General features: G+C 72.4%; 19 protein-coding genes. 5 read left to right on the top strand and 14 right to left on the bottom strand.

Annotated elements, in window-relative coordinates; genetic code table 11:
* Positions 1-23 precede the first annotated feature (23 nt).
* Entirely contained in the window at positions 24-1,151 is a 1,128-nt protein-coding gene (locus EAO72_RS39840) for a mandelate racemase/muconate lactonizing enzyme family protein (RefSeq protein WP_148021855.1), read from the top strand.
* Positions 1,148-1,552: a RidA family protein gene (locus EAO72_RS39835; RefSeq protein WP_148021854.1), complete on the top strand. Its 405-nt coding sequence runs from the start codon at positions 1,148-1,150 to the stop codon at positions 1,550-1,552. Before EAO72_RS39840 ends, EAO72_RS39835 begins: the two co-directional genes overlap by 4 nt.
* Before the next feature lie 57 nt (positions 1,553-1,609).
* Here the strand turns inward: EAO72_RS39835 and EAO72_RS39830 are convergent, their stop codons facing one another.
* Positions 1,610-2,158: an LURP-one-related/scramblase family protein gene (locus EAO72_RS39830; RefSeq protein WP_148021853.1), complete on the bottom strand. Its 549-nt coding sequence runs from the start codon at positions 2,156-2,158 to the stop codon at positions 1,610-1,612.
* A gap of 124 nt (positions 2,159-2,282) precedes the next feature.
* Complete coding sequence (locus EAO72_RS39825; RefSeq protein ID WP_148021852.1) at positions 2,283-3,809, bottom strand: alpha/beta fold hydrolase; 1,527 nt, start codon at positions 3,807-3,809, stop codon at positions 2,283-2,285.
* 95 nt (positions 3,810-3,904) lie between these two features.
* Here EAO72_RS39825 and EAO72_RS39820 point away from each other — a divergent pair, with 95 nt between their 5' ends.
* Complete coding sequence (locus EAO72_RS39820; protein ID WP_148021851.1) at positions 3,905-4,852, top strand: helix-turn-helix domain-containing protein; 948 nt, start codon at positions 3,905-3,907, stop codon at positions 4,850-4,852.
* A gap of 26 nt (positions 4,853-4,878) precedes the next feature.
* Here the strand turns inward: EAO72_RS39820 and EAO72_RS39815 are convergent, their stop codons facing one another.
* The 9 genes from EAO72_RS39815 to EAO72_RS39775 form a co-directional block, all read right to left on the bottom strand.
* Positions 4,879-5,436 carry a GNAT family N-acetyltransferase gene (locus EAO72_RS39815; RefSeq protein WP_148021850.1) on the bottom strand — a complete coding sequence of 186 codons (558 nt, stop codon included), beginning with the start codon at positions 5,434-5,436 and terminating at the stop codon, positions 4,879-4,881.
* Positions 5,437-5,484: 48 nt separating this feature from the next.
* Entirely contained in the window at positions 5,485-5,724 is a 240-nt protein-coding gene (locus EAO72_RS39810) for a LapA family protein (RefSeq protein WP_148021849.1), read from the bottom strand.
* 124 nt (positions 5,725-5,848) lie between these two features.
* On the bottom strand, positions 5,849-7,624 hold the full coding sequence (locus EAO72_RS39805; RefSeq protein WP_148022300.1) for a CocE/NonD family hydrolase: 1,776 nt from the start codon (positions 7,622-7,624) through the stop codon (positions 5,849-5,851).
* A 275-nt stretch (positions 7,625-7,899) separates the two neighbouring features.
* Positions 7,900-8,844, bottom strand: a complete 945-nt coding sequence (locus EAO72_RS39800) for a S66 peptidase family protein (RefSeq protein ID WP_148022299.1) — start codon at positions 8,842-8,844, stop codon at positions 7,900-7,902.
* 11 nt (positions 8,845-8,855) lie between these two features.
* Positions 8,856-10,844, bottom strand: coding sequence for a prolyl oligopeptidase family serine peptidase (locus EAO72_RS39795; RefSeq protein ID WP_148021848.1), 1,989 nt, complete (start codon positions 10,842-10,844; stop codon positions 8,856-8,858).
* Positions 10,845-10,864: 20 nt separating this feature from the next.
* Positions 10,865-12,208, bottom strand: coding sequence for a M20/M25/M40 family metallo-hydrolase (locus EAO72_RS39790; RefSeq protein WP_148021847.1), 1,344 nt, complete (start codon positions 12,206-12,208; stop codon positions 10,865-10,867).
* Complete coding sequence (locus tag EAO72_RS39785) at positions 12,201-13,034, bottom strand: M55 family metallopeptidase (protein ID WP_148021846.1); 834 nt, start codon at positions 13,032-13,034, stop codon at positions 12,201-12,203. Before EAO72_RS39785 ends, EAO72_RS39790 begins: the two co-directional genes overlap by 8 nt.
* A gap of 106 nt (positions 13,035-13,140) precedes the next feature.
* Entirely contained in the window at positions 13,141-14,067 is a 927-nt protein-coding gene (locus tag EAO72_RS39780; protein ID WP_148021845.1) for a ketopantoate reductase family protein, read from the bottom strand.
* Positions 14,068-14,116: 49 nt separating this feature from the next.
* Complete coding sequence (locus EAO72_RS39775) at positions 14,117-15,094, bottom strand: quinone oxidoreductase family protein (protein ID WP_148021844.1); 978 nt, start codon at positions 15,092-15,094, stop codon at positions 14,117-14,119.
* A gap of 104 nt (positions 15,095-15,198) precedes the next feature.
* Between EAO72_RS39775 and EAO72_RS39770 the strand changes: the two genes are divergently transcribed.
* Positions 15,199-15,540: an ArsR/SmtB family transcription factor gene (locus EAO72_RS39770; RefSeq protein ID WP_148021843.1), complete on the top strand. Its 342-nt coding sequence runs from the start codon at positions 15,199-15,201 to the stop codon at positions 15,538-15,540.
* A gap of 80 nt (positions 15,541-15,620) precedes the next feature.
* On the opposite strand, the gene EAO72_RS39765 is transcribed toward EAO72_RS39770, so the two are convergent.
* Entirely contained in the window at positions 15,621-16,622 is a 1,002-nt protein-coding gene (locus tag EAO72_RS39765) for an aldo/keto reductase (RefSeq protein WP_148021842.1), read from the bottom strand.
* 129 nt (positions 16,623-16,751) lie between these two features.
* Here EAO72_RS39765 and EAO72_RS39760 point away from each other — a divergent pair, with 129 nt between their 5' ends.
* The gene (locus tag EAO72_RS39760) at positions 16,752-17,642 is read left to right on the top strand and encodes a LysR family transcriptional regulator (RefSeq protein WP_148021841.1); all 891 of its coding nucleotides are present in this window, start codon (positions 16,752-16,754) and stop codon (positions 17,640-17,642) included.
* 117 nt (positions 17,643-17,759) lie between these two features.
* Here EAO72_RS39760 and EAO72_RS39755 read toward each other — a convergent pair whose 3' ends face one another.
* Together EAO72_RS39755 and EAO72_RS39750 are read right to left on the bottom strand one after the other, a co-directional pair.
* On the bottom strand, positions 17,760-18,479 hold the full coding sequence (locus EAO72_RS39755) for a class I SAM-dependent methyltransferase (protein WP_148021840.1): 720 nt from the start codon (positions 18,477-18,479) through the stop codon (positions 17,760-17,762).
* 112 nt (positions 18,480-18,591) lie between these two features.
* Positions 18,592-21,039: an ATP-binding SpoIIE family protein phosphatase gene (locus EAO72_RS39750; RefSeq protein WP_148021839.1), complete on the bottom strand. Its 2,448-nt coding sequence runs from the start codon at positions 21,037-21,039 to the stop codon at positions 18,592-18,594.
* Positions 21,040-21,110: the final 71 nt, after the last annotated feature.

Below are 21,110 nucleotides of genomic sequence, written 5' to 3'. Positions count from 1 at the left end.
CCCTCACACGTAAGGAACCGTTCATGAAGATCACCGAGGTCGACGTCCACGTCGTCAATCTCCCGCTGGTCAACCCGTTCACCAGCTCGTTCGAGACGAAGACCGGAGAGACGCGCACCGTCGTGCGCATCAGGACGGACACCGGCGTGGAGGGCTGGGGCGAGACGATGTGGGGCCGCCCGGTCGCCGCGATCGTCCGCGACCTCGCCGAGGACCTGATCGGCACCAGCCCGTTCGCCCTGGAGTCCTTCCACCGCCGCCACCACATGGTGCCGTTCTTCTACGGCTACCTGGGTTACGCCGCGCTGGCCGCGATCGACGTGGCCTGCTGGGACGCCATGGGCAAGGCCACCGGGCAGTCGGTGACCGACCTGCTGGGCGGACCGGTCCGCGACGAGGTGCCGCTGACCGCGCTGATCACCCGGGCCGACGCACCCGGCGCAGCCGCGGGCGACCTGCCGCGGGCCCTGGCCGAGCACACGGAGCGGGTGGTGGCCGAGGGCGGGTTCACCGCCGTGAAGCTCAAGGGCACCAAGGACGTCCAGGGCGATGTCGCGATCCTGCGGGCGGTGCGGGCCGCGCTGCCCGAGGTGAACCTGCGCGTCGACCCGAACGCCGCCTGGTCCGTGCCGGACTCGATCCGGGCCGGCATCGCGCTGGAGGAGCTGGACCTGGAGTACCTGGAGGACCCGTGCGTCGGGATCGAGGGAATGAGCCAGGTCCGCCAGAAGGTGCGCATCCCGCTGTGCACCAACATGTGCGTGGTCCGCTTCGAGGACTTCGCGCCCGCGATGCGCCTCAACGCGGTCGACGTGATCCACGGTGACGTCTACAAGTGGGGCGGCATCGCGCCGACGAAGGCACTGGCCGCGCACTGCGAGACGTTCGGCCTCGGCATGAACCTGCACAGCGGCGGCGAGCTGGGCATCGCGACGGCCGCGCATCTCGCGGTCGTGGCCAGCACCCCGGTGCTGTCGCGCGCCATCGACTCCATGTACTACCTGCACGCGGACGACATCATCGAGCCGCTCACGCTGACCAACGGCAGCCTGCGGGTGCCGGACGGTCCGGGCCTCGGCGTCACCGTCGACGAGGCGAAGCTCCGCCACTACGCCGAGGTCAACGCACGCGAGGGAGACCTGACCAAGTGACGGCCGACCGTCTTCGCACCGGACGCCGCGCCGTCACCACGGCCGGTGCGCCCGCCCCGATCGGCGGGTACAGCCAGGGCATCGCGGCGGGCCCGTACCTGTTCACCTCCGGATTCGGCCCGCAGGACCCGGTCACGGGCGCGCTCGGCGACACCATCGAGGAACAGACCCGCCAGGTCCTCGCGAACGTGGGCGCCCTCCTCGCCACGGACGGGCTGACGCTCGACGACGTGGTCAAGGCGACGGTCCATCTCCAGGACGTGCACCGTGACTTCGCGGGCTTCGACCGGGTCTACCGGGAGCACTTCGGCGACCCGCGTCCGGTACGCACCACGGTCGGCTCCGAACTGATGGGCATCCTCGTGGAGATCGACGTGGTGGCACTGCGCCGGAATCCCTGATCCGGCTACGGGCATGCGGGCCGGACCGTCGTCGGACGGTCCGGCCCGCAGCGTCCGTCAGTCCCCGGGGTGGGCCATCGCGTCGATGGCCACCGCCGCCGCCAGGACGGTGGCGGGGTCGGCGTCGGGCCCGACGTCGAGGCCGTAGGTGTCGCGGACGCGGAACCACTTCTTCGACACCTCGGCCACCTTGTAGCCGTCCCGCTCGATCGTGTACTCGTGGTCGAGGATGTTGCCGACCACGCGCAGGTCCTCGCCGTCCTCCTGCTTGATCCGCCACCGGTCGCGCAGCGGTCCGATGACGGCCTTCTTGACGATGGCCACGCGCCGGCCGTCGGCGTCCTCGATCGCCATCGAGTCCTTGATCCGCAGCGGCCGGCTCTGCACGGTGGCGACGCGCCGGCCGTCGCGGTCCTCGATGTGGTAGGTCCGGCGGGCGCGCAGTGCCTTGCCGTTGACCTTGTACTGATGGTCGCCGGACTCGTCGTCGATCCAGTAGTCGTCGCCGATGGAGATCATCTTCTGCCGCATCCGGAAACGGGTCACGCCCTCGCCGTGGTCGAACGCGCGGTTGGCGTGACGGCGGTCCTTGCGCTCCTGGAACATCGCGCGTCCTTTCCGCCGTCTGTCGAGGAAATCGGACCGGGCTCCGTGACGGCAGTCCCACCTTTCCTATCCCGCTCGCGGCGGACCCGCACCTTTTGGGAGGCGCCTGAGGCGGACGGGCGCCTCAGGCGGACAGGTGTCCCCGCACCGAGCTCATCGCGCGGTGCACCGCCTCGCGCGACTCCTCCGTCCGGTCGAGTGCGTCGAAGGTGTGGCGGCCGTTCGGTACGTCGATCACCTCGGTGTCCGCCCCGTACTCCGTGGCCGCGGTCAGGAACTCCTCGACCGTGGAGGCGATCCCCGGCATCTCCCGCCCCACCCGGGTGATGACGAGGGGCAGGGTGCCCGCTCCCGCCACCGCGTCCGCCGGACGGAACGCGCTGTCCACCGGCCCCCAGGCGGGAATCGGGGCCAGGACCGGGTAGGAGGCCGCGAGGCAGCGCAGCCAGGCCGGGGGCCGGCTCAGCCAGGGGGCCGAGAGCAGGCCGCCGCCCGAGAAGAACCAGAGCGCGATCCGGTCCGCGTCCACCCGGGGATCGGCCCGGACCAGCTCCACCGCCGCCGCCACGTCCGCGGAGGCGCGCGGGTAGCCGGCCATGTCGTGCAGCCGGTGGTCGAGTGTCGCGCCGACCAGGCCCGTCGCGGCCGCGTACCGCGCGTACCCCCGCAGGAGCGGCCAGTCCCGCGGGGTCGGGTCGGCTCCTTCGGGAACCGGGCCGCCGTGCACGAACACCATCGCCGGCCGGGGACCCTCGGCGTCCGGCAGGTACAGGTCGACGTTCCCGTTCCGTTCGCGCGGGTGTTCCGGCACGTCCACCACGAACGGCCGCAGGTGCGCCGGGGGTTCGCCGGATCCCGGCGGAACGAGGTGGTGTCCTTCGCCTGCGGCCGCGCGCAGCAGGACGTCGGCCAGTTCGGCCGGGAGGGACAGCATCGGCCAGTGTCCGGTGGGCAGTTCGAAGAACGAGACCTGAGGACCGGCCAGCGGCAGAAGAGCCGGGTCACCGAAGTCCACCCGTTGCTGGACCATCGCGATACTCGAACCGTTCGCGTCGCACAGCACACCGGTGACGGGCAGCGCACCGGCCGCCCCGGTCAGCCGCAGCGGCTGGAGCAGGGTGCCCAGGGGCTGCGGCGAGGCGAGGGCCGTGAGCCGGTCCAGCGCCGCTTCGGGGATGCCCGCGGTACTGCCCCAGTACCGCCACGCGTCGCGGGCCGGAGGAGCGAGGTCCTCGCCGGTCCCTTCCGCACCGGCCCGGCCGGCCAGCTCCTCGCGCAGTGCCGGGTCCGGCACGGTGGCCAGGGCCGGCGCTCCGTCCTGCCCCGGGCCCGTGTCCAGGCAGACGATCCGGCCGATGCGCTCCGCACGCCGGTCGGCGGCGCCCAGCGCCGGGTAGGTGCCGTAGCCGTGGGCCACCAGGACGATCCCGTCCCCGTGGCCGGTTCCGGCGGCGACCGAGTCGATCACCGCGAGGACGTCCTCGATGTGCGTGTCCAGGTCGATGGCGTCCGCCGCGCCGCCGCGCGGGCCGCCGAGCCCGGCCAGGGCCACCGTGTGGACCCCGGCGCCCGCCGAGACCAGGTGCGCGGCGGTCTCCTCCCACACGTGTGCGCCGGTGAACATGCCGGGCACCAGGATGAATTCGGTCATGGTCCACTCCTTGGCGATGCGTCGTCGGCGGTCCGGGCCCCCTGTCCCGGCCGCCCTCGCCGGTACCGTAGAAGCTCCCTCAGAGGGAGGTTCAAGTGTTCACCTCGCACGACGGCCTGTGCGGCATCGGCGAACTCGCCGAGCGCGCGGGCGTCACCGTCAAGGCCGTCCGCTTCTACTCCGACAACGGCTTGCTGCCGGAGGCCTCCCGCAGCGCGGGCGGACATCGCCGCTACGGTCCCGAAGCGCTCGGCCGGCTGCGGCTGCTCCGCTCCCTGCGCACCCTCGGTCTGCCGGTGCGCGAGGTACGCCGCGTCCTCGACGAGGATGGGGACGGGGCGGACGGTGTGCTGGAGGACGCCGTCGCCGGGCACTTGCGCGCACTCGGCTCGCAGCTCACCGCCCTGCGCTGGCGGGAGGCGGGGATGCGGCTGGTGCTGGAGTGCCCGCCCGGGGAGCGGGCCGACCGGCTGCGTCTGATCGGGGCGGTGACGACACCGCCGAGCACGGCCTCGCTGGCCCGGTTCTGGCGTGCCTGGCTGCCGCCGCGGATGCCGGCCCGGGCGACGGCCGCGTTCCTGGAGGTGGCAGTGCCCCAGCCGCCCGACGCCCCCGAGCCGGCCCAGGTGCTCGCCTTCGCCCGGCTGCACGCCCTTGTGACCCGTCCCTGCCCGGGCGCCGGGCAGCCCCAGCCCGAGGCCCACAGGGCCACGGGTTCCCGTGCTCCGGCCGTCCTGTACGCGGGCCTCGCGCAGGCGTACGAGCTGGCCGGCACCCAGCTGCGCCGGGGGGCGGGGCCGCGCCCCGGCGAGGAGCTGGACAGCTTCGTGGACGCGTACGCGAGCGCGTACGGCAGCCGGGACACCCCGGCCTTCCGTCGCCTGCTCACCGGTCAGCTCGCCGCCGACCCACGGATCGACCGGTACTGGGAGCTGACGGCCGACGTGATCTCCGCGCCCGGCGGTCCGCCCGAGCCGACCCCCGGGACCGCGCACGACTGGCTGTTCGCCGCGCTCGACGCGCAGACCGCGGCGGCCGGCTGAGGCGCGCGGCGCCCACGGCATCCGCGTCAGCGCATGTCCGCCGTGACCGCCCAGCGCTCGTGGTCGCGCCAGGCCCCGTCGATGAACAGGAAGTCGGGCGAGAAGCCCTCCAGCCGGAATCCCGCCCTGCGCACCAGGGCGATCGAACCCGCGTTGCCGGGCTGGATGTTGGCCTCCAGGCGGTGCAGACCGAGCGGTCCGAAGGCGTGCCCGATGACCAGGCCGAGCCCTTCGCTCATCAGGCCGCGACCGGCCGCGTGGGCGAAGCCGCCGTAGCCGAGGGCGCCGCAGCGGAATCCGCCCATGACGATGTTGTTGATGTTGATGAACCCGGCGATCGCGCCGCCGTCCGGACTCCCGGCCGTGCCGTTGCGCTCGCACACCAGGAACCCGGCCCTGGCCGGGTCCTCGATGAGCGCCCCCGCGTAGGCCGCGTACGTATCGGAAGAGGCGGGCGGGAAGAGCCAGGGGTGGTGCAGTTCACGGCTCTCCCGGACCCGGGCGGTGAACTCGCCCGCATCGCCGTGGGTGAAGGGGCGGATCGCCGCGCGCGGCCCCTGGGCCAGGTAGGTCGTGTCGGACATCGGGCCAGCCTAGATCGTCGCCGCCCGGAATGATCGGGGCGGGCGGCGCTACTTGGTGCGCCTGCGGAAGACGTACGCCCCACAGGCCATACCGGCCAGGAACATCACGATCAGCCACACGTACAGCGGCATGGTCACCAGCGGGACGATGAGGCGGACCTCGACCTCTTCGGTGTTCTCCGCGATGAACACGATGGACAGGACCGCGATGATGATGACGAGAATGCGGGCGGGTGTGAACGCACCCGTGCCACTCTTGCTGCCGCTCGACACATCCTTCGGGCTCATGAAGCAGCCCCTTCCCTGGGTCTGATGCGCCACCGCCCCCGGAGCACCAGGATGACTCCGTCCGGGTGCCCGGGGGCGGTGCTGTACGGCCATTCGGGTGACGGCCGTGACCCGTACTACCGCGTCAGTCCCCCGTACCGCCCACCACCGGCAGCTCCAGCACTCCGGTGTCCCCGGGCGCGCTGACGACCGTGACAGGCTTGATGCCGCGGTTGCCGAAGTACGCGCTGTCGCTGGCGGCGATCACGAATTCCAGCCGGTGCCCCGCCTCGTACCGGTGGACGACGCCGGGCAGCTGGACGGTGAAGGGCCGGGTCACGTCCGGCACCCGGACCGGTGAGACGAGCCGGTTCACCAGTGTCCTGCCGCCGTCCGGCGCGACGTCGTACACCTTGGCGAACAGGACGAGCTTGTCGGCGGCGTCGCCGCTGTTCTGCACCCGCTCCGTCTTCGGCGAGACGACCTTCAGCGTGGCCTTCGGCGCTCCGACGACATCGACGGCCGAGCCGAGCGGGGCGCTGGTCCAGCCGAGGTAGGTGCCCTTGGTGTCGTACGGCTTCGGGTCGGGCAGTCCGATGAGCCCGGCGAGCGAGCTCTCCGAGTGGCTGGTGGGGATCAGCCAGTTGGTGTACTGGCGGCTGCCGCGTGCGACCTTGGCGCGGTTGTCGACGAGTTTGCCGTCGCCGGAGAGGTACATCGTGCGCGTCAGGCCGGGGACGGCGCCCGCGGTGCCGTAGCCGCTCTGCCAGTCGCGGTAGTACGCGAACTCCGGTCCGGTGTCCGTCGCCGTCTCGTGGCGGAGGTAGCGGTCGAACCAGGCGAGGATGCGCCCACCGACGTAGCTGCTCTCCAGATTGCCCTGGCCCAGGTCGAGTTCGCCCTCCGCCTGGCCGCCGCTGTGCCCCCAGGCCTGCCAGATCATCTTGGCCGTGGTGCCCTGCGCCTTGAGCGCCCGGTACGTGGCCGTGGCCTCGTTCAGGTTGAACAGGCTGTCGGCCTGCCCCTGGATCAGCAGGGTGGGCGCCTTGACGCGGTTCAGGTACGAGACGGGCGAGACGCTGCGCGCGTAGGCGAGCATCGCCGCGGCCTTGTCGTCCGGGTAGCGGCCGGAGTTGAGCAGCCGGATGGTGTCGCAGGCCTGCGCGGCGAAGTGGAGGCAGTTCAGGCTGCCGAAGCGGGACGGGTCGAGGCTGGGCGCGAGGATCGTCTGCCCCTCCCCCATCAGGTAGAAGCCGTTGGTCCACTGCCACTTGAAGACGCCGGCGGTGTCGGAGGAGACCCCATGCGTCGCGCCGGTGTTGTTGGGGGCGAGCGCGTAGCCGAGGTCGTTCCAGGTGATGAGCGGGACGAGGGCGTCGACTCGGGGGTCGACGGCCGCGGTGGCCATCTGGATGGCTCCGCCGTACGAGCCGCCGATCATGCCGACCGTGGGGTCTCCGGGGCCGTCCTGGGTGACGAAGTCGGCCTTGGTGCCGTCGTCGGCGGCGCGTGTCCCGCCGAGGAAGTCGACGAGGGCGGCTGCCGCCCTGCCGTCCGTCTCCGGGTCGTCGAGCGTGATGAGGCAGCCAGACTTGCCGAAGCCCAGCCCGGAGTAGACGAGTCCGGCGTAGCCGCGCGAGGCGAACGCCTTGCCGATGCCGTCGGTCGAGCCGTCCGACTTGCTGCCGCCGAAGCCGTTGGTGGCGAGGACGGCGGGCACCGGATGCAGGGCGTCGGCTCCGGCGGGGCGGTAGAGGTCGGCGTCCACGGTGCAGGAGCGGCCGCCCGCGGAGACGGTGAACTTCAGCGGGGTGACGGTGTATGCGGAAGCGGCGGCCGTGGTGGCCTGGGCGGTGCCGGCGAGCGCGAGGGGTGCGGCGAGCACGGCCCCGGCGACGAGGGCGAGTGGTTTGCGGGACAGCGACTTCGACGACTTCGACCGGGACCGGAAGAGGGAACCGGGGACAGCACGCGACACGAGGACCTCCACACCGAGGACACCTTACCGACCGGTAAGTACTGGGCCGCGCTCATGCTGTGACACAGGTCATAGCCGTGTCAACGTCCAGGACAGCGTTTCCTGAAGGTTGTTCAGCTTCTTCGCATCCCGGCCCCGTTCGGGGCGCCCGGGGTACGGAGTCCGGACATGGCGAAGGCCCCGGCGCGCTGCCGGGGCCTTCGCCGTGTTCCGTTCGCTCAGGCCAGCGCCGGCACCTCGACCGTGAGGGTGGCCCGGCCGCCGTCCGCCGGCGCGTCCAGCACGGCGGGCACCCCGAGCGGAATGGTCAGCCCGGTGGGGCCGTGTCCGAATCCGAGTTCCTCGACGACGGGCACACCCAGCGGGCCGAGCCGGTCGGCGAGCACCGCGCGGACCCGCTCGTACGGCCCGCAGCCCGCCCAGGAACCGCAGACCACCCCGGCCACGCCGTCGAGCGCCCCGGCCCGCAGCAGCTGGGTGAGGATGCGGTCGATGCTGTACGGATCCTCGGTGGTGTCCTCGATGACCAGCAGTCCGCCGCGGGCCGAGGTACGGCCGTGCGGGGTGGCGAGGTCGGCGGCGAGCAGACTGACGCAGCCGCCGTACGTGATGCCCCTGGCCCGCCCCGGCACCAGGGCCCTCGCGTCGTCGAGTCCCAGGGTCATGACCGTCTCGGGCTCGAACAGGGTGGACCGCAGCGCGTCCTGGGTCCGCGGGTCCTTCAGGAAGGTCTCGGTACCCACCATCGGGCCGTGCAGCGTGGCGAGCCCGGTCCGCAGGGCGAACGCCTCATGGAGCACGGTGATGTCGCTGTAGCCGACGAACACCTTCGGCCCGGCGGCCCGCATCGCCGTCCAGTCCACCAGATCCACCATCCGGTGTGCTCCGTAACCGCCGCGGGCACAGATCACCGCGTCGACGGACGGATCGCACCAGGCGTCCTGGAGGTCCCGGGCCCGCGCCTCGTCCGCGCCGGCCAGGTACTCCAACTCGCGGTGCACGTCGAGCACATGCGGCATCACGAGCGGCTCGAGTCCCCAGCCGCGCAGGAGGTCGAGGCCCGCCTCCAGCCGTTCGGCGGGCACCGGTCCGCTCGGGGAAACGACGGCGACCCGGGCGCCCGGGCGCAGTCGGGCGGGACGGACCAGGGGCGCCAGGGCCACACCGTCGGCGGTCACTTCTTCAGCTCCAGCCGCGGCACGTCGCCACGGTCGATGCCGAACGTCTGCGCGTACAGGGAGAGTTCGGCCTCCAGCGCGCTGATCATGGTCTCCGCGCGCCGGAATCCGTGGCCCTCGCCCGGGTACGTGAGATAGGCGTGCGGAATGCCGCGCCCCTCCACCTCGGCCAGGAACCGCTCGCACTGCACGGGCGGGCAGATCGGGTCGTCCTCCCCCTGGAGGATCAGGAAGGGGGTGGTAAGCCGGTCGGTGCGGTTGATCGGGGACCTGTCCCGGTAGCGGTCGGGGACCTCGGCGAGCGGGCCGACCAGCGACTCCAGGTACTGCGACTCGAAGTCGTGGGTCTCGTCGGTGCCCCAGCCGGTCAGGTCCAGGATGGGGTAGATGATCGTGCCGCAGGCGTAGACGTCCGTCCCCGTCAGCGAGGCCGCGCTCGTCCAGCCCCCTGCGCTCCCACCGCGGACGGCGAGCCGCTGCGGGTCGGCGGCGCCCTCGGCGGCCAGCGCCCCGGCGACGGCGGCACAGTCCTCGACGTCGACGACGCCCCACTGCCCGCGCAGCCGGTTGCGGTAGGCCCGGCCGTAGCCGGTGGAGCCCCCGTAGTTGACCTCGGCGACGCCGATGCCGCGCGAGGTGAAGTAGGCGATCTCCAGGTCGAGCACGAGCGCGGCATGGCCGGTCGGACCGCCGTGGGCCCACACCACGAAGGGCGGCAGCTCGCCGTCCGGACCGGTCCGGTCGGGGCTGTGCGGCGGGTACACCTGGGCGTGGATCTCCCGGCCGCCGGGGCCGGTGAAGGTACGGACGGCGGGTTCCGGGTAGTACGACGGGTCGACCGCGTCCTCGTGCGGCGCGCCGATGATCCGGGTGTGCCCGGTCGCGGTGTCGAGCTCCACGATCTCGTACGCGCTGCGCGGGCTCGCCGCGATGCCGATGACGCGGGTGTCCTGCACGGCGAGGGTCTCGGCCCATTCGGTCCAGGGCCCGGCGATGTCGACGATCTCGCCCGTCTCCGGGTCGAGGATGCCGAGGGTGGTGGATCCCTTGCCGTGGAGTGCGGCGATCATCCCGTTGTCCAGGGCGCAGAACCAGTTGAGCCCGATCTTCCACAACGGACCCGCGAACTCCTCCTCGCGGGCGCAGAGTGCGGCCACGGTGCCGCTGTCGGGGTCGGCGCGGTAGAGGTTCCACCACCCGCTGCGGTCACTGGCGAACAGCAGCTGTCCGTCGGTGGCCCAGCGGACCTGCGGTACGGATTCCTCCGGGCCGCCCACGAAACTCCGGGCGTGGTGGAAGGTGCCGTCCTCGCCGATGTCGGCGAGCATCACCTCGGTGCCGTCCCACGGCATCCGCGGGTGGTCCCAGGCGATCCAGGCCGCGCGCCGCCCGTCGGGCGAGACCTCGGCGCCCGTGACGAACCGGTGCCGGTCGTCGGAGAGTTCGCGTACCGCCGACCGGTCACCGGCCGCCGATCCGTCCAGCGGCACGGCGGCGATGACCCGGCGCACGTCCGTGGGCGCCTCGCCGGTGAACTCCTCCAGGACGCACCAGACCTCGCCCGCCGGTCCCCGGTCCGGGTGCAGCCTCGGGTCGGCCCAGCGCAGTCCGCCGCCGGTCGCGGAGACGGGCGTCAGCGGCCAGGGCTCGCGGGGGCCGTCGGGGGCGTAGGCGTACAGCCGCTGGTCGTCGAAGTGGACGAAGACGATCAGCGGGCCGCCCTCGGCGCGTACGGTGCCGGCCCATGGCCGCCCGCCGTACTCGATGACGCGGCTGCGGACGTTCCACGGCGCGGGCAGCTCCGTGGTGGTGCCGTCCGCCGCGCGGCGGATCAGGGCGCGCCGGCCGGCCTCGGCCGGACGCGGCTCCGTCCACCACAGCTCGTCGCCGACCGCTCCGACGTACTCGGGCCGGCCGTCGCGGGAGGCGGCCAGCGCGGCGTCGATCGGTGACGGCCAGCTTCCGTAGGCCTCAGTGGATGTCATGGTCGGTTCCCCCGAGTGGTTCAGGCGGTGCGCAGGTAGTGGTCCAGGACCCGGACGCCGAAGTGCAGCGCCTCGACGGGGACGCGTTCGTCCACGCCGTGGAAGAGGGCCTGGTAGTCGAAGCCGACGGGCAGCTTCAGCGGCGAGAAGCCGTAGCCGGTGATGCCGAGCCGGGAGAACTGCTTGGCGTCGGTGCCGCCGGACATGCAGTACGGCACGACGTGGCCGTCGGGGTCGAACCGTTCGACGGCGGAGCGGAGCTTGGCGAACGTGGGCGAGTCGACCGGTGCCTGGAGAGGCACCTCACGGTGGTGGAACTCCCAGTCGACCGAGGGGCCGGTCAGCCGGTCCAGCGTGGCGTGGAACTCGTCCTCGCCGCCCGGGACCATCCGGCCGTCGACGTAGGCGGTGGCGTGGCCGGGAATGACGTTGACCTTGTAACCGGCGTCCAGCATCGTCGGGTTGGAGCTGTTGCGGACGGTGGGCGCGACGAGGTCGGCGGCCGGTCCGATCTTGCCGAGCAGTTCGTCCACGTCGAAGCCGGGGGCGTCGAGGTCGGGGTGGATGCCGTGCAGGGCGGCGATCTCGGTGATCGCGGCGCGGACCGTGGGGGTCAGGCGCACCGGCCATTCGTGGTCGCCGATCCGGGCGACGGCCGCGGCGAGCGCGCTGACCGCGTTCGCGCGGTTGACCTTGGAGCCGTGCCCCGCCTTGCCGTGGGCGGTGAGCTTGAGCCATCCGGTGCCGCGTTCGCCCGCGGCGATGGGGTAGAGCGGCATGTTCGGTCCGGCGTGGAAGGTGAAGGCGCCCGACTCGCTGATGCCTTCCGTGCACCCTTCGAAGAGTGCGGCGTGCTGATCGGCGAGGAAGCCGGAGCCGTCGTCGGCGCTGGCCTCCTCGTCCGCGGTGTACGCGATGACGATGTCGCGGCGGGGGCGGATGCCGGCCCTGGCCCAGTACCGGACGACGGCGAGAACCATCGCGTCCATGTTCTTCATGTCGATGGCGCCGCGGCCCCAGACGACCCCGTCGCGCACTTCGCCGGAGAAGGGGTGCACGGTCCAGTCGTCGGCCTCGGCCGGCACGACGTCCAGGTGGCCGTGGACCAGGAGCGCTTCGGCCGACGGGTCGGTGCCCGGGATCCGGGCGACGACGTTGGTGCGGCCGGGCGTGCGCTCCAGCATCGCCGGTTCGAGCCCGGCGGCGGCCAGCCGCTCGGCGACGTACTCGGCGGCGGGGCGTTCGCGGCAGTCGCCGCCGCCCCTGTTCGTGGTGTCGATGCGGATCAGTTCGGAGGTGAACGTCACCGATTCGTCGAGCGCGAGCTCGTCGACACTGTCCTGGGGGATGCTCGCCTCAGCCATACTGTTCCTCCACGGCGGACGACACGATGGTCGTCACCGCCTTGAACGTGCGGATACCTTCGTACATCGTCGCGCTGGTGTAGGCGACACGCCTCTCGCCGGAGGGCGCCGTGCCGGGTACGACCGTGGCCGCCGCGGCCAGGTGTTCGGCGTCGAACTCCAGCTCCACGGTGAACGGGCCGCCGTCCACCGGTGTGTACCGCCCGGCGAGCCCCGCCGCCTCCTTGGCCGCCGCACGGATGTCGGCGGCGGTACGGGCGGGAGTGCGGCAGACCGCGGCGTAGCGCGACACATAGTCCTTGACGGCGACCGTCCGGGCGTCGGGGGCGTACAGCTCCGCGTCCACGCAGGTCAGGTCGTCGCCGGTGACGAGGACGACGGGAACGCCGTACTCCGCGGCCACATGGGCGTTCAGGAGTCCTTCGCTGGCCCTGACCCCGTTCACCCACACGCCGGTGATGGAGTTGGCCAGGAAGGTGTGGGCCAGGACGCCCTCCGTGCCGGCGCCCGTGTGGTAGCCGATGAAGGCCACGGCGTCGACGTCACCGTGCTGGATGCCCTCCACCATGCTGAGCGACTTGTGCCGGCCGGTGATCATCTGGACCCGGTCGTCGAGCTGCTCGAGGAGCAGGTTGCGCATGGTCCAGTGAGCCTCGTTGACGAGCACCTCGTCGGCGCCCCCGTCGTAGAAGCCGAGCGCGGCGGCGTTGACGTCGGAGGTGAACAGGGAGCGGCAGCGCTCCCACTGGGGTGTACCGGGCAGCACATCGGCCGGCCAGGTCACACCGGTGGCGCCTTCCATGTCGGCGCTGACGAGGATCTTCATGCTGCCACACGGTACGCGCCACAGAACGTGCAGGCCAGAGCGGCCCTCCTCTCCAGAGGTCCACACCATTGACGGCCGCGCGACCTGGTGTGCGGGCCCTGGATTCTCAGACGGCGGAACGGGTGCGGTGCTCGTGGACGCGCAGGTTCAGCGTGACGAGACCGAGCAGCGGCGTGTCGACGGACAGGCGCCGGGCCCGGTCCACGAGGTCGCCGAAAACCTGCTCGGCCTCGGTCGGTGCGCCCAGGGTCACGTCGCGGTACAGCGACGCCGTGAGGGGCGATCCCTCCGCGGTGAGCATCGCGGCCACGGCGTCGAGTTCCGTCTCCCGCACCGGGTGGCCCGCGGCGGCCGCGACAGCGGCGCACTCGGCCAGGAGGGCGGTGACGAAACCCGGCCCGCCGGGGACGGCGCGGACATCGCCCACGGTGCCGCGCATCAGGCAGGTCAGACCGGCCAGGGTGCTGATGAACACCCACTTGCCCCACATCGCCCCGACGACGTCGCTGGTCCGGCGCGCGTCGATGCCCTCGACGCCGAGGACGGCGGTGATCGCCTCGGCCCGCTCCGAGGTGCCGCCCCGCTGCTCGCCGATCGTCAGCCCGGCGACCGGCGCGAGCCGCACGATGTCGCCCTCGGCGTTCAGCGTGGTGATGACCCTGGCGACGCCGCCCAGCACCGCCTTCTCACCGAACCGGTCGCCCAGCCGCGCCAGGTGGGCCATGCCGTTGAGCAGCGGCACGATGGCGGTCTCCGGTCCGACGGCCGGCGCGATGTCGTCGAGGGCCCGGTCCAGGGCCGTGGCCTTGACCGAGAGCAGCACCAGGTCGTAGGGGCCGGCGAGTTCGTCCGCGGTGACGAGCCGGGGCGTGAGCGTCTCCTCCTCCCCCAGCCCGGTGAGGCGCAGGCCCCGCTCGCGGAGGACCGCGGCGCGGCGCGGACGGACCAGGAAGGTGACGTCCCTGCCCGCCTGTGCGAGCCGGGCTCCGAAGTAGCCACCGGTGGCTCCTGCTCCTACGACCAGAATCTTCATCTGCGTGCACCTTCCGGGGTCCGTGATCAGGGGCGCGGAACGGGACCGCTCAGCCGCCGATACGCAGGACCAGCTTGCCGGTCGATGTGCGGCCCTCCATCAGCAGGTGCGCTTCGGCTGCCTCGGCCAGGGTGAACTCGGCCGTCACGGGGAGGTCGACGTGCCCGTCGGTGACGGCACGGAAGGCACGTTCCGCGACGGTACGCAGAGTGGCGGGGTCGCTCGCGGCCAGCTCCAGGATCGAGAAGCCGGCCACCGACCTGCTGCCCGGGTAGAGCTCGCCCTGCCCGACGCTCCAGGGCTGTGCGCCGCTCGCGTTGCCGAAGGAGACCAGGCGCCCGAAGACGGCGAGCGCGTCGACGCCGCGGCGCAGCGTGTCCCCGCCGACCGGGTCGAGCACCAGGTCGACGCCCCTGCCGCCGGTGGCGCGGCGTACCTCGTCCGGGAAGGTGTCGCCGAGGAACACCTCGTCGTAGCCGTGGTCGAGGGCGTACGCGGCCTTGGCGGCCGAGGACACCACGCCGTACACGGCTCCGGCCCCCGCGGATCTGGCCAGTTGCCCGGCCACGGTGCCGACTCCGCCGGCCGCGCCCTGCACCAGCACGCTCTCGCCGGCCCGCAGCCGCCCGACCTCGTGCAGCAGGGCGTGCGCGGTCGGCAGCACGGTGGGGAGGGTGGCCCCCGTGCGCAGGTTCACACCGGCGGGGAGCGGGAAGACGGTGTCGGCCGGGGCCGCCACCACGTCCGCGTACCCGCCGCCGTCGAGGAACGCGGCGATCTCCTGCCCGGGGGTCAGGCCCTCGACCCCCTCGCCGAGCGCCCGCACCCGGCCCGAGACCTCCAGGCCCGGCACGAAGGGAAGTTCGGGCACCCGGTATCCCACGGATCTGGCTTTGAGATCGGCGAAGTTGACGCCCGCGTAGGCGACGTCGATGGTGACCTGACCGGGGCCGGGCTCGGGGGCGATCCTCTCGACGAGGGTCAGTACCTCGGGGCCGCCGTACTCCTTGAACTCGATCGCACGCATGACAGAACCGCCCCTGGAGAGATGTGTTCAACGAAAAGCGAACACTCGGAGTGTAAGATATTCATCGAACACTCTGCAAGGGTCACGGACGCGAGGAGCGGAACATGCCCAACCAGCCCGCGGGCAGCGGACATCGCGCGGCGCCGGTGCACACGGACCCCGCGGAGGTCTCGGTCCTCGACGCCCTGTCCGCGGTGGCCGACCCCGTCCGTCTCCAGCTGGTCCGGGAACTGGCGGGCTCCGAGGACTGGACGCGCAGCTGCGGCAGCTTCGACGTGCCGGTCGGCAAGGCCGCACTCAGCCATCACTTCTCGGTGCTGCGCGGGGCGGGCCTGGTGGAACAGCGCGACATGGGCGCCAAACGGGTCAACCGCCTGCGCCGCGAGGAGTTCGAGGCCCGCTTCCCGGGCCTCCTGCACCTGCTGCTCCGTGCGGACGACGCCTGACACGGCCGCCCGCACGGGGCAGCAGCAGCACGCAAAGGGCCGGCACCCCGCAAGGCGGAGGTGCCGGCCCCTTTCGTGGTTCAGCGGCGCTTCGCGCCCTTCAACAGCTTCTCGATCCTGGCGAGTTCCTTGTCGCCGAACTCCAGGTTGCGGATCGCCTCGACGCTGTTCTCCAGCTGCGCGACGCTGCTCGCGCCGACCACCGCGGAGGTGACCCGGCCGCCGCGCAGCACCCAGGCCAGTGCCATCTGGGCCAGCGACTGGCCGCGCGCGGAGGCCAGTTGGTCCAGTTCGCGGAGGCGGCCGACCAGTTCGGGCGTGACCGAGTCGGCCGACAGGAACGGGCTGCTGCCCGCCGCCCGTGAGCCCTCCGGGATGCCGCGGAGGTAGCGGTCCGAGAGGATGCCCTGCTCCAGCGGCGAGTAGGCGATGGAGCCGACCCCCAGCTCGTCCAGGGCCGTGAGCAGACCGTCCTCGACCCAGCGGTCCAGCATCGAGTAGCGCGGCTGGTGGATGAGCAGCGGGGTGCCGAGGTCCTTCAGGATCCGGGCGGCCTGCCTCGTCTGCTCGGCCGAGTAGTTGGAGATGCCGACATAGAGCGCCTTGCCCTGCCGCACCGCCGAGTGGAGCGCCCCCATCGTCTCCTCGAGCGGGGTCTCGGGGTCGGGCCGGTGGGAGTAGAAGATGTCGACGTAGTCGAGGCCGAGGCGGCCGAGGCTCTGGTCCAGCGAGGACAGCAGGTTCTTGCGCGAGCCCCACTCCCCGTACGGGCCGTCCCACATCAGGTAGCCGGCCTTGGTGGACACGATGATCTCGTCGCGGTGCCGGGCGAAGTCCGTCGCCAGCGAGCGGCCCATCGCACTCTCGGCGGAGCCGGGCGGCGGTCCGTAGTTGTTGGCCAGGTCGAAGTGGGTGATGCCGAGGTCGAACGCCCGGCGGAGGATCTGCCCCTGCGACTCCGGTGTCCGGTCACCGCCGAAGTTGTGCCACAGACCGAGCGAGAGGGCGGGCAGCTTCAGACCGCTGCGCCCGGTGCGCCGGTACGGCATGTCCTGGTAGCGGCCGGCGGACGGGATGTACATGCGGGGCTCCACGGGAGAGATCGTTCCGGTTCACGACGGGGTACGACGTGCGGGGTCCAGGCTCGCGCACAACGATCCAGCAGTCCAACAGGAGATTCCGCTGGGATTCAGCACCTATATTTCTCAATCATGGAGTTGCGCCAGCTGGAACATTTCGTCGCCGTCGCCCAGGAACAGCATTTCACCCGGGCCGCCGAGCGCGTCGCCGTGTCGCAGTCCGGCCTGTCCGCCTCCGTCCGGGCCCTGGAGCAGGAGCTGCGGACGCCGCTGTTCAGCAGGACGACCCGCAGTGTGCGGCTGACCGAGGCCGGACGCGCCCTGCTGGTGGAGGCGGAACGCACCCTGGCGGGCGCACGGGCGGCGAAGGACGCCGTCGACGCCGTACGGGGACTGCTGCGCGGGACCCTGTCGGTGGGCGTGGAGCAGTGCGTGGCCGGGCTGAATCTGCCGCGGCTGCTCGCCGCCTTCCACCGCGAGCACCCGCACATGGAGATCCGGCTCCGCCAGGAGGGGACGACGAACCTGGTCGACGGGGTGGCCGCCGGCCGGCTGGACATCGCCTTCGCGGCCACGGTCTCCCCCGTGGAGTGGCGTGGCGAGCTGGTCCCGCTGGCTCGTGAGCCGATGGTCCTGCTGTGCGCGCCCGGTCACCGGCTGGCTCCGGCGGACCGGGCCGGATGGGATGAGCTGGCCGGCGAGGCGTTCATCGACTTCCATCCGGACTTCGGGCCGCGCCGTGCGGCCGACGAGGCGTTCGCGGCCGCCCGGGTGCGCCGCACGGTGGCACTGGAGGTCAACGACGTCCACACCCTGCTGGAGCTCGTGCGCGAGGGACTCGGCATCGCGGTGGTTCCGCACCACTTCTCACGCAAGCCCGAGGCCGCGTGCCTGGTGGCGGTGGCCCTCGACGGGGCGGACCAGCCGTACTACGAGAGCGTGGTGGTGCTGCCCGCCGCTCAGGCGCTGAGCCCGGGAGCACGGGCGCTGATGGCGCTCGTACGGGAGGGAACCGGGCACTGAGGCGCGCCGGCCGGCCGCTCAGCGCCTCGGCGAACGCCCCGTCCTGCCCCCGCTGCTGCCGTGAACGACGCCACCGGCCCCGGACGGATGACCCGCCCGGGGCCGGGGCGCGCCCGGTCAGCGGGCGGCCAGGACGAACCACCGTGCCGGCAGGTCGATCCGGGTTCCGTCGGGCAGGTACTCGGTCTGCGGCAGTGCCGTGTCCCCGCTGTCCAGGGTGACGAGCCCGGCCGCCCGCAGCACCTGCGGCACCTCCTCCTCGGTGGCGCTCGCCGGTTTCAGCCCGTGGTCGAAGACCCGCCGCAGCTTCTTGGGCGGACCGTCCGGGCCCTGCGCCGCCCGCCGCAGCACGTCCTGGGAGGCCGGGGTCAGTTCGGCGACGAACGCCCGGCCCCGGTTCCCCAGCAGGGTCGCCACGGCCGCCGCGACCGCGGGCCTGGCCTCGGGCTCGCTCTGGTGGATAACCGCCCGCATGTACACGTTCGTATCGCCGATCCGCTCGTGCAGGGCACGCACCGCGTCACCGTCGACGAGGTCCAGCTGGACGAACTCTGCGACGCCTGCGGGGTCCGCCCGCCGTGCGTGGCCTATCGCCGCGTGCGAGAGGTCCACGCCGATGGCACGGGCGAACCGGGTGGCCAGGTAGCGGGTCTGGGTGCCGTTTCCGCAGCCGAGGTCGACCACGGGCAGCGCGGGGTCGGCGTACGGCAGGAGCAGCTCACTGTGCGGTGCGGCGCTCAGCGAGGGATCGGCGTCCCAGATCGCCTCGCCGGGTTCGTCCGAGGTGGCGGCCCAGAACCCCTCCCACGACTCACGGTATCGCTGTGACACATCCATGCGCACTCCCAAGTCCGGTCGTACCGAGCCCATTTCGCTCAGCACCGGACTACCGCCCCGCGACGTCCGGGGCAAGGGTGCGCACCACATCAACGGCCCCGGTGAACGTCCTTCACCACGCGTTCGGCCGGGGGCGCGGGAGGCGGGACAGGGCCAGCTCGAACCAGACGGTCTTGCCGCGCGCCGTGGTGCTCGTGCCCCATTCCCGGGCGAGGCTGCTGACCAGGACCAGCCCGCGGCCGGACTCGTCGTCCGCGGCCGCGTCGAGCAGCGTGGCCGGGGCGGGCTCGTCGTCGGTGACCTCGCAGAGCAGGGCGTTGGTGCGCACCAGCCGGAGTCCGATGTGATGGGTCCGGCCGTACTTGACGGCGTTGGTGACGAGCTCGCTGACCATCAGTTCGGCCGCCTCCACCGCGTCGGGCAGGTCCCAGTCGAGGAGCCGGCCGTGGACCAGCCGGCGGGCCCGGGCCACCTCGCGCGGGTCCAGGGCCAGTTGCCATGCGGCGACGTCGCCGTCCGGGATTCCGTTCAGCCGGGCCATCAGCAGGGCCACGTCGTCCTTGCGGCCGCCCCGGGGGTTCAGGGCCCGGATGATCGTGTCGCAGGCGTCGTCCATCGACGCGGCGGGATGGGCGGCCGAGGCACAGAGGGCGGCCAGCCCCGCACCGATGTCCTGGCCGCGCACCTCGACCAGGCCGTCGGTGCAGAGCACCAGCCTGTCGCCGGGGCGCACCCGCACGGTGGCGGTCTCGAACGCGACCCCGCCGACGCCGACCGGGGCTCCGGTCGGCAGGTCGAGCAGTTCCGCCCGGCCGTCCTCCGCCCGCACCAGTACGGGCGGAATGTGCCCGGCGTTGGCGATCTGGAGCTCGGAGCGGATCGGGTCGTAGACCGCGTAGAGGCAGGTCGCGAGGTACTGCTCACCGAGCCGCCGGGCCAGGTCGTCGAGGTTGCGGAGCAGTTGGGCGGGAGGCATCTCCATGGTGGCCATGGTCAGCACGGCGGTCCGCAACTGACCCATCATGGCAGCGGAGTTGAGTCCGTGGCCCATGACGTCGCCGACGACGAGCGCGGTCCGGGAGCCGGGCAGTTTCACCGAGTCGAACCAGTCACCGCCGACCCTGCCCAGCCGGGCGCCGGGCAGGTAGCGGGTGGCGATGTCGCAGCCGGCCATGCGGGGTTCGATCTGCGGCAGCATGCTGTCCTGGAGGGTCTCGGCGACGTTCTCCTGGTATGTGTACATGCGGGCGTTGTCGAGGACGAGCCCGGCCCGGGCGGCGAGTTCGGCGCCGGTGGTGCGGTCCATGTCGTCGAAGGGTTCGCGGCCGGGGCGGCGCATCAGCACCATGAAACCGAGCACCACGTCACGGGCCTTGAGCGGGACGATGAGCAGCGAGCGGTGCGTGATGAGGGGCCGGAGGTCGCGCTTCTCGAACTCGCCCGAGATCCGGTTGCTCAACTCCTCGCTGACGTAGGGCACGATCACGGGCTCGCCGGTGACCATGCACTGGAAGAACGGGGTGTGTTCGGGGAAGGCGATGGATTCGCCGACGGGCACGGTGTCGTCCCAGCGGCCGGGTTCGTCGTTGTGCTCGACCCAGACGCGGTGCCAGATCGTCGTGACGTCGGGCGGCCCTTCGGGGAAGCCCTCGCCGGCCAGGACCGCGGCGCGCAGATGCGTACCGGCGAAGTCGGTGAAGCGGGGGACGGCGGCGCTGGTGACCTCGCGGATGGTGCGTTCCAGGTCGAGGGAGGTGCCGATGCGGCCGCTGACCTCGTTGAGGAACTCCAGCCGCTCGCGGACCGCAGCGTACTCGAGGTCCAGTTCGGGGCGTGGCGCGGCGTGCGGGACGGGCGCATCCCCGGCGCGGGCCTGCAGGCCGTCGGCGTGACGCCGGCCGGCCCGCTGCGGCGCACCCCAGTCGGGAGTCACCGGGATCCGGTCGTGCCGGCTGAACTCCAGTACGGGATAGCCCAGTTCGAGTACCTGGGAGATGATCCTGGTGGCCTCCCGCACGCTCATGCTGGGCAGGATCTCGGGCAGCCGCGAGGAGAGTTCCCGGTAGCCGGGGAAGTCGGTGTGCAGGGCGAACCCGGGGGCGACCGTCTCGCTTCCCTGCCCCTCGCCCTCCCCGCCGCCCCGCAGCGGCCCGGCGTCCGCCGCGAGCACGAGCAGCCGCTCCGGGCCCGGGCCGACCAGCGGATAGGCCCACCACAGCACGTCGATGCGGCCGCGGTCCGGTTCGTCCACGCGGGCCCGGCCCGCCGCCGGGTAGACGACGCTCCCGCTGAGGGAGCTGTCGAGTTCGGGGCCGAAGTCGGCGTACGCACGGTCCGGCAGCGGGTCACCCTGCCGCCGTAACGCCCCGGTCACCGGCAGGAGTTCCTCCGCGGGACAACCGACGGCATCCTTTCGGGAGACCCCGAAGAGTCTTCTCGCGCCGGTCGACCAGTGCGATACCAGTCCGTCCGCGTCGACGACGACCACGGCGAGCGGCACACGGCCCGCCGCGGCGTCGTGCGGCTGTGGTGTCCTCTGCGGCGGCACACCGAGGTCCATGGGTGGAAGGCTCCTTCCCCACCGCAAGGTTCTGCGATGCGTGCGTCCACGGTACGGCCCCGCGACCGGTG

Origin of the sequence: Streptomyces sp. OR43, from assembly GCF_008042275.1 — a bacterium.
Classification (GTDB): domain Bacteria; phylum Actinomycetota; class Actinomycetes; order Streptomycetales; family Streptomycetaceae; genus Streptomyces.
This window is presented reverse-complemented; position numbering and strand designations above follow the sequence as displayed.

Coding starts and splice junctions, on each gene's coding strand:
- EAO72_RS39785 (WP_148021846.1), bottom strand. CDS start 13,034: ATGAAGATCCTCGTCAGCGCCGACATGGAAGGCGCCACCGGTGTGACC.
- EAO72_RS39775 (WP_148021844.1), bottom strand. CDS start 15,094: ATGCGTGCGATCGAGTTCAAGGAGTACGGCGGCCCCGAGGTACTGACC.
- EAO72_RS39840 (WP_148021855.1), top strand. CDS start 24: ATGAAGATCACCGAGGTCGACGTCCACGTCGTCAATCTCCCGCTGGTC.
- EAO72_RS39760 (WP_148021841.1), top strand. CDS start 16,752: ATGGAGTTGCGCCAGCTGGAACATTTCGTCGCCGTCGCCCAGGAACAG.
- EAO72_RS39825 (WP_148021852.1), bottom strand. CDS start 3,809: ATGACCGAATTCATCCTGGTGCCCGGCATGTTCACCGGCGCACACGTG.
- EAO72_RS39755 (WP_148021840.1), bottom strand. CDS start 18,479: ATGGATGTGTCACAGCGATACCGTGAGTCGTGGGAGGGGTTCTGGGCC.
- EAO72_RS39795 (WP_148021848.1), bottom strand. CDS start 10,844: ATGACATCCACTGAGGCCTACGGAAGCTGGCCGTCACCGATCGACGCC.
- EAO72_RS39770 (WP_148021843.1), top strand. CDS start 15,199: ATGCCCAACCAGCCCGCGGGCAGCGGACATCGCGCGGCGCCGGTGCAC.
- EAO72_RS39810 (WP_148021849.1), bottom strand. CDS start 5,724: ATGAGCCCGAAGGATGTGTCGAGCGGCAGCAAGAGTGGCACGGGTGCG.
- EAO72_RS39790 (WP_148021847.1), bottom strand. CDS start 12,208: ATGGCTGAGGCGAGCATCCCCCAGGACAGTGTCGACGAGCTCGCGCTC.
- EAO72_RS39830 (WP_148021853.1), bottom strand. CDS start 2,158: ATGTTCCAGGAGCGCAAGGACCGCCGTCACGCCAACCGCGCGTTCGAC.
- EAO72_RS39765 (WP_148021842.1), bottom strand. CDS start 16,622: ATGTACATCCCGTCCGCCGGCCGCTACCAGGACATGCCGTACCGGCGC.
- EAO72_RS39750 (WP_148021839.1), bottom strand. CDS start 21,039: ATGGACCTCGGTGTGCCGCCGCAGAGGACACCACAGCCGCACGACGCC.
- EAO72_RS39815 (WP_148021850.1), bottom strand. CDS start 5,436: ATGTCCGACACGACCTACCTGGCCCAGGGGCCGCGCGCGGCGATCCGC.
- EAO72_RS39780 (WP_148021845.1), bottom strand. CDS start 14,067: ATGAAGATTCTGGTCGTAGGAGCAGGAGCCACCGGTGGCTACTTCGGA.